We start from the raw sequence: 7,803 nt of genomic DNA, 5'->3' as shown, positions 1-7,803 counted from the left end.
CCCTATCTTCCTACTCGATTTAAAGAATCGACTTTTAAAGCCCCTCAAAAAATCCGACCCCTGTTGGAAACTTGAAAGTTTTCATCGCAATCCTTTTACTAAAACCCAAATACCTAAAAAATATTTCTACCCCACTTGGGGGATTCTGCAAAAATTCCGCTCTATATTCTAAAGCGGCCCGCGCCGCCAACCAAAATCTTAAACCAACAACACAAGCATAAAAACGAAAGGAGGTAAACTACAGAGATTATTTTACGAAAAAGCTGTTATGTCGTAGCAAGACAGCAACCCATTTTTGATTACCTAACTATGAAAACAAACGCTTAAAAATTATGAAAATCTCATGGAATGAAAAACCTATTCGGTCTTTCTTTAAAATCCTCATGATAATGAAATTTCTATTTTTCATTTCTGCTTTTACATTGCTCTATGCAAACAATGTTCTGAGCCAGCAGATAAATTTCAAAATGAAAAACGCCAGTATAGACCAAGTACTTCTAAAGATCAGTCAAGAAGTAAAACACGACTTAGTCTATGACTCCAAGATATTTACTGGTCAAAAGAAAGTTGATGTTGACTTTAAAAACATCAGCGTGAACCAAGCTTTAACGCAGCTATTTTCAGAGACGCCTTATGTTTTTGAACTTAATAAAAACGTCATCGTCGTGCGTAAAGCACCAACCAAGACGGAGCGAGCAGTTAGCAGCTCTTCCTATCAACAAAGAATTGTCGGCACAGTAAAAGATGAAGCCGGCAATCCATTACCGGCAGTAACGATAAAAGCGACGAACAGTACTACTGCAACCACGAGCGATGCGGATGGTAATTATGAGATAAACGTACCGGCTGGTACGCAAAGTCTTAGTTTTTCCTTGCTTGGCTATGGAGATCGACAGATCGAAATCAACTCCAGCACGCGCATCGATGTTACCATGACCGCATCTGTTAGCGATATTGATGAGGTAGTCGTAGTCGGCTACGGGACGCAAAAGAAAGTAAATCTGACTGGATCGGTAGCACAAGTTTCCAGTAAAGATCTTTTGAAGCGAAATGCTTCGAATACATCTATTGCCTTACAAGGATTGATTCCAGGCGTCTCTGTTTCGACGACTTCCGGTAGACCCGGTTATGACGGCGCAGGAATAAAAATACGCGGTACAGGCTCGCTGAACTCTGAAAATGGCCCTTTAGTATTAATTGATGGTGTAGAGGGCTACATGAATTACTTAGATCCGAATAGTATCGAGAGTATTACGGTGCTTAAAGACGCCGCTTCGGCGTCGATCTATGGTTCCAGAGCATCTAATGGTGTCATATTAGTAACCACAAAACGAGGAAGCGAAAATGCTTTAAGCATCAACTACAGCGGATTTGTAGGGACTAATATGCCGACCAATTTTCCAGATCCGGTAAGCGCTATCGAATATATGGAAGCAATTAACGTCGCGCGCAAAAACAATAACCAAACGCCACAATACAGCGATGATATCATCAATACCTATAAAACGCAAGGTGCTGATAACTTCAATCTTTATGACAGCAATTGGAAGGATCTGCTCGTTAGCAATAATGCACTAACACATAATAACTCCTTGAGTTTTTCTGGCGGATCGAAACGCATACGTACCTTCGCCAACTTTGCGCATTACTCACAAGATGGTAATATCCCCAACAATAAATACACCCGTTCTACCTTAAAGTTGAACAACGACTTTACAATGACTTCTTGGTTGCGCGGAGGGATAGATTTGAATATTCGTCAGTCTAAGGTGACTGCACCGGCGGGTGATACGCCCGAAGCATTATTCAATAAGGTGACTACCTTTGTTCCAGTTTTCTCTGCCATCAACTCTGACGGCACCTGGGGTTATGGTCAGAATGGCGACAACCCCATTGCTTCTGCTGAGGTTTCAGGAGTATCAACCACCACCACACCAGAACTTGCTATCAAAGGGTTCTTGTCACTAACCCCTTTGGAGGGGATGGAAATTTATACAAACTACAGTCAAAACAGACTCGAAAATAAGGCCGATCAATTCCTAAAACCTTATGACACCTACGAAACTGGAGTGTATAAAGTGACCTATCCTACCACCGGAAACGATAAATCCGAAAGCTGGAACCAGACTATTATCAACCAGTTCAATTTACAGGCATCCTATGAAAAAAATTTAGGCTCGCACTACTTCAAAGTATTGGGCGGTATGCAAACCGAAGAATTGCTAGGACGCTCTTTTGCTGCGGGTAGAAAATTCTTTAAATACGATGGCTTCGAAGATCTAAACAATGGCGATGTGCTTTCTGCAACAAACTCCGGATCGCACTACGAATGGGCCATGCTATCCTACTATGGCCGTTTGAATTACAACTACTTAGAGCGTTATCTTTTAGAGGTAAACAGCCGCTTTGACGCCTCAACGCGTTTTAAAGGTAAAAATCAATGGGGATACTTCCCATCGGTATCCGCCGGCTGGCGCATTTCCGAAGAACCGTTCTTTCAGAATATTAAGAACAGCATCAACGACTTAAAACTTCGCGGATCTTACGGAACATTGGGCAACCAGGCAATTGGCGGCTATTATCCATATGCGGCAGCGATCTACGCTGGCCATGGCTATTGGTTTGATTATAATCAAGGTACAGGTGTTGCACAAACAGAGGTAGCTAATGAGAACATCTCCTGGGAGAAATCACGTCAACTGAACGTAGGTTTAGATGCTCAATTATTGAATTCTAGACTCGGACTTACCGTCGACGTATTTCGTCGCAAAACCTACGACATGTTGCAACGCTTCCCCATTCCAGGTTTTATTGGGCTAACACCACCATGGGAAAACCGAGGCGATATAGAAAATAAAGGATGGGAAGTATCCGCCACTTGGAAAGACCAAGTCAACGACTTTAATTATGCCATTACTGCTAACCTTTCCGATATCAGAAATAAGGTCCTAAATTTATACGGAAATGAGTATATCAATACTTCCACTATAACGAAAGAAGGGGAAGCACTTAATTCCTACTACGGGTATGTTTCTAACGGACTCTTCCAAACACAAGAAGAAATAGATAACGCTGCTGTATATGGTACGAAAGCAAATACAAAACCTGGATATGTTCGTTATGTCGATTTGAGCGGTCCGGACGGCGTTCCTGACCGAATCATAGATAATCATGACCGCACCGTATTAGGTTCCAATATGCCGCGATATGAATACAGTTTAAACTTATCCGCTGAATGGAAGGGCTTCGACCTAACGTTGTTTTTTCAGGGTATTGGTAAAAAAGATCTGTTATATGAAGGCTACGGTGTTCGTCCATTCCTTGTCGGACGATCCATGTTCAAATATCAACTTGATTATTGGTCCGAAGAGAACCCTGGCGCGCAATTTCCAATACTTCTTATTGACGGATCGAATAATAACCCTAACAACATTCCGTCAGACTTTTGGATGAAAAGCGGTGCATTTGTCCGTCTAAAAAATCTAACTTTTGGCTATACCCTCCCAAAAGCTTGGACAGAACGGATGCAAACCAAACAATTCCGTGTTTATTTCAATGCACAGAATCTATTGACTTTTTCAAATGCATATGAAGGATATGATCCAGAAAATGCAGTATCAAGCGGTAGCTTCTATCCGCTCATGAAGACTTTCACATTCGGATTAAATGTAAATTTTTAAGCTAGGCATCATGAATAAGTTAAAAATATCAAACTATATATTAGGCGTATTATTAATATCGTCTACACTCTCCTGTAAAGACTTTCTAGACCGCGAACCAACCAGCTACTCATCTAGTGGATTTTACCAATCAGAGGCTGCAGTAGAAGACGGAGTCTCAGGCGTCTATGCCTCATTAAACATTAACTTGGCCTTCAATTTACCGTTTAACATTATGTTAGACCATTGGACCGGCTTTGCATTCGAGCGTGCCGAAAACACGACAATTGGGGCTGGTGGGTCGTTAAACCCGGATAACGCTTCAGTGTCACAGTGGTGGACAGCTTCTTTCAATACGGTTTCGCGAGCAAATGCAGTACTTGTCGGCGCAGAACCCTACCTTGATAAGTTAGAAGGAAAATCCAAACAGTATTTAGCAGAGGCGCGGGTACTTCGTGCGTTCGCATATTGCAATTTAGTGACAGCTTTCGGAAAGGTGCCTTTATTCGAAAAGCCTGTAAGTCAGGAAGACTATAATGTGGAGCGAACCAATGAAGATGTTATTGTCGATTTTCTGTTAGCAGACTTAGATGCTTGTCTCAACGATCTACCATGGATAGCAGAAAACCGTGGGCGTGTGGATCGTGCAGTCGCATATGGAATAAAAGCACGCTTAGCACTATTAGCGGGGAGTTTAAACTTTGGTGGAAAGGGTCCTGCATATTACAAGATTGCGGCAGAATCGGCACAAGCCGTTATCGGGCAAAGACAGTTAGCAGCTAATTTTGAAGATCTATTTAACAAAGCAGGACAACAAAAAGCCGACGTAAGAAATGAGTCCCTTTTTGAAATTATTTATTCTGATAAAGGAATCAAGAAAACACATATGATTGGCTTTGGTCAGGTTTCCAGAAATTACGGACAGACGGGTAGACATCCTTCACAGATACTTGCGGATACTTATGAGTGTAAAGATGGTTTACGAATCGACGAATCACCGTTATATGATCCTAAAAAACCATGGGCAAATCGAGACCCTCGATTCCGTTACACCCTTTGGATGCATAAAGATACTGTTGAAGGAAATACAAACGGTACTGAAACAGGACGAGTTAAAATGATTTTGGATGTCTATCAACCGACTACCCAAATATTCAATTTCGCAACACAAACGTGGAATTCGGGTGTTAATGCCGATATAAATTCCGGAGCTGCATGGACGAGCTTCGCGAATGCTGGAGTTGGATATATGTGGAAAAAATACAGTAATGAGAAGGTTGAATCGATCGGTGCTCAGACCTGTAATTCCATCATCATGCGCTATCCAGAAATCTTGCTCACTTACGCAGAAGCCAAAATAGAGTTGAATGAACTTGACGGATCGGTTTACGACGCCATCAATCAGGTTCGTAATCGTTCTAAAATGCCTAATGTTTCTGCCGATCGTATCGGTAACCAGCAAAAAATGCGTCAGCTGGTACGTCGCGAACGTAAAGTAGAATTTGCGCTCGAAGGTTTGCATTTCTCGGATATGCGTAGATGGAAAATCGGCGACTTGGAAAATGAAGGACCATCATATGGCTACCCTCTTCCCACTCGCGCAGCAAATGGAAGCGTTCTTCAAGAAGGTTATGATTTGGTTACCCCAGACATGGTGCCTAACTTTAAGAAAACAGCGCGTCATGACCTAAACGATATTGCTAATTACGATGCCTATAAATCAAAACTTAAAGTTAGAGACCTGAACCGTTTTTGGGATGATAAATTTTACCTTTTCCCAATTCCGCAACGCGAGCTTGACTTGGCGCCTGCACTGGGACAAAACGACGGTTACTAAATTCAATTACGACAAAGAAACATGAAGAGAAGAAATTTTTTACAATTAGCTGCCCTGACGGGGCTGGGCAGCTTAAATCTACCAATTGTATCCGCAGGAAGTTTGGAAAGCCAGACCAGAGCAAAAACTTACGACGGATCTGATGAAATAAAGACCGACGTTTGCATTATCGGCGGCGGTCTGGGCGGATGTGCCGCAGCGTTAGCTGTCTGCAGAAACGGCCTTCGTGCGATCATGACCGAGGAGACCGACTGGATTGGTGGACAGATCTCGCAACAAGGGGTTCCACCAGACGAGCACCAATGGATAGAAACACATGGCGCACCTAGCTCCTACCGTGATTACAGAACTCGCGTTCGCGATTTCTATCGCCGTAACTATCCTCTAACTCCGGAAGCAAGAAACAAGATCAACTTAAATCCAGGAAATGGGTCGGTATCCCGAATTTGCCATGAGCCCCATGTTTCCGTGGCTGTGCTGTACGAAATGCTATTGCCTTACCTCAGCAACGGACAGCTGCAGATATTCTTAGGATTCAAAGCTAATACAGCTCAAATTCAAGGCGACGATGTGAAGAGCATTGCTATTCGTTCCATTGATGAAGATAAGACCATCAACGTCTTGGCAAAAAACTTTATCGATGCTACGGAATGTGGCGACTTACTGCCGATTACCAAGACGGAATATGTCACCGGAACGGAATCAAAGAAAGAAACCAAAGAGCTACACGCTTCGGAAACCAAAAGACCACAGAACCATCAGGCCTTTACCGTTTGTTTCGCGATGGACTATCAAGACGGCATTGACAACACAATCGACAAGCCTACGGATTACGATCGATGGAAAAATTATGTCCCTAAACTGAATCCAGCATGGTCGGGAAAACTACTAGATCTATCCTACTCCAATCCGCGCGACCTCAAGCCGAAGCGCTTGGGTTTTGATCCTCGCGGTATTGATACGCCAGGTATGTTGAACTTATTCAACTACCGCCGATTGATCCACAAGGACAATTTTACGCCTGGTTTTTACGATGGCGATATCACCATTGTGAACTGGCCACAGAATGATTACATGATGGGCAATCTGATCGACGTATCCGAAGCGGACTTCAAAAAGACAGTGGAAGATGCGAAAAACCTGAGCCGCTCCCTTTTTTACTGGCTACAGACAGAGGCACCACGTGCTGATGGCGGCATGGGCTGGAAAGGGCTACGCCTGCGCGGTGATGTGATGGGCACCGTTGATGGCATGGCAAAATATCCTTATATACGCGAATCTCGGCGAATCAAGGCACAGTTTACGGTAGTGGAAGAGCATGTAGGTGCTGAAAATAGAAAGATGGTAGCCGGCGAAAAAGAAGGGCAGAAAGCCTTTCAGTTCTACGATTCTGTAGGCGTAGGCTATTACCATATCGATCTACACCCCAGCAATCAAGGCGACAACTATATAGACTTCGGATCCCTACCGTTCCAGATTCCACTCGGCGCCCTATTACCGCAACGCGTAAACAACCTGTTCCCTGCCAACAAAAACATCGGAACAACACATATCACCAACGGATGTTATCGCTTGCACCCCGTAGAATGGAGCATCGGCGAAGCCGTAGGCCTATTGATTGCTTACAGCACTAAAAACAATGTGCATCCAAAACAAGTCAGAAGCAATAAAAACAACCTTAGCGCCTTCCAGAGCTTTATTCAACAACAGGGAATTGAGACGGCATGGAGGATTTAGATATTAGATGTAAGACATTAGATTTTAGACCTGCAGCAATGCAGGTTTTTTTGTGTTTAGGGGGTGTTTTGTTTGAAAAAAAGAATTTAGGAGAGTTGGTCTTTGAACCAGGAAAGGAAGGATACAAGGATGAACAGGATAGTGGTCTTTGAACCAGGAAAGGAAGGATACAAGGATAAACAGGATCATGTAGAAAGGATAAAAGTGCATTTTTCATAGGAGACGTTTAGTGAAACGTCTCTACGCATTGGCGCCCAATTGGCTCCTATATAATTTTGAACTATTTAGGCGGTAATCATGATGAACCGCGTACTACAGAAACGTATGATATCAATACCGTAAATGTGCATACCAATATGCAACGCTATACCCGATCCTGTCATCCTTTCTTTCCTGGTTCAAAGACGAATTATCCTGACAATCCTAGCATCCTTCCTTTCCTGGTTCAAGACAAAACAGCCTGCAGTTCTAAAATCTTACATCTAATGTCTAATATCTAAGACTAATAGCCACCCTAGGTCTAAATACTAACTACTAAATACTAAGTACTACCCCATTCAGACCCCCATC

At 43.0% G+C, this 7,803-nt stretch carries 3 protein-coding genes; all 3 read left to right on the top strand.

Annotated elements, in window-relative coordinates; translation table 11 throughout:
• Positions 1-389: 389 nt before the first annotated feature.
• Genes B2400_RS05900 through B2400_RS05890 form a run of 3 tightly spaced genes read left to right on the top strand, consistent with a single transcriptional unit; the run spans position 390 to position 7,233 of the window.
• On the top strand, positions 390-3,680 hold the full coding sequence (locus B2400_RS05900) for a TonB-dependent receptor (RefSeq protein WP_293931773.1): 3,291 nt from the start codon (positions 390-392) through the stop codon (positions 3,678-3,680).
• 10 nt (positions 3,681-3,690) lie between these two features.
• The gene (locus tag B2400_RS05895; RefSeq protein ID WP_286652079.1) at positions 3,691-5,496 is read left to right on the top strand and encodes a RagB/SusD family nutrient uptake outer membrane protein; all 1,806 of its coding nucleotides are present in this window, start codon (positions 3,691-3,693) and stop codon (positions 5,494-5,496) included.
• A 21-nt stretch (positions 5,497-5,517) separates the two neighbouring features.
• On the top strand, positions 5,518-7,233 hold the full coding sequence (locus B2400_RS05890; protein ID WP_286652080.1) for an FAD-dependent oxidoreductase: 1,716 nt from the start codon (positions 5,518-5,520) through the stop codon (positions 7,231-7,233).
• Positions 7,234-7,803: the final 570 nt, after the last annotated feature.

Origin of the sequence: Sphingobacterium sp. UBA6645 (assembly GCF_002455685.1) — a bacterium.
Lineage (GTDB): Bacteria > Bacteroidota > Bacteroidia > Sphingobacteriales > Sphingobacteriaceae > Sphingobacterium > Sphingobacterium hotanense.
The sequence above is the reverse complement of the archived record's forward strand: the minus strand, read 5'-3'. Positions and strand labels throughout refer to the sequence as shown.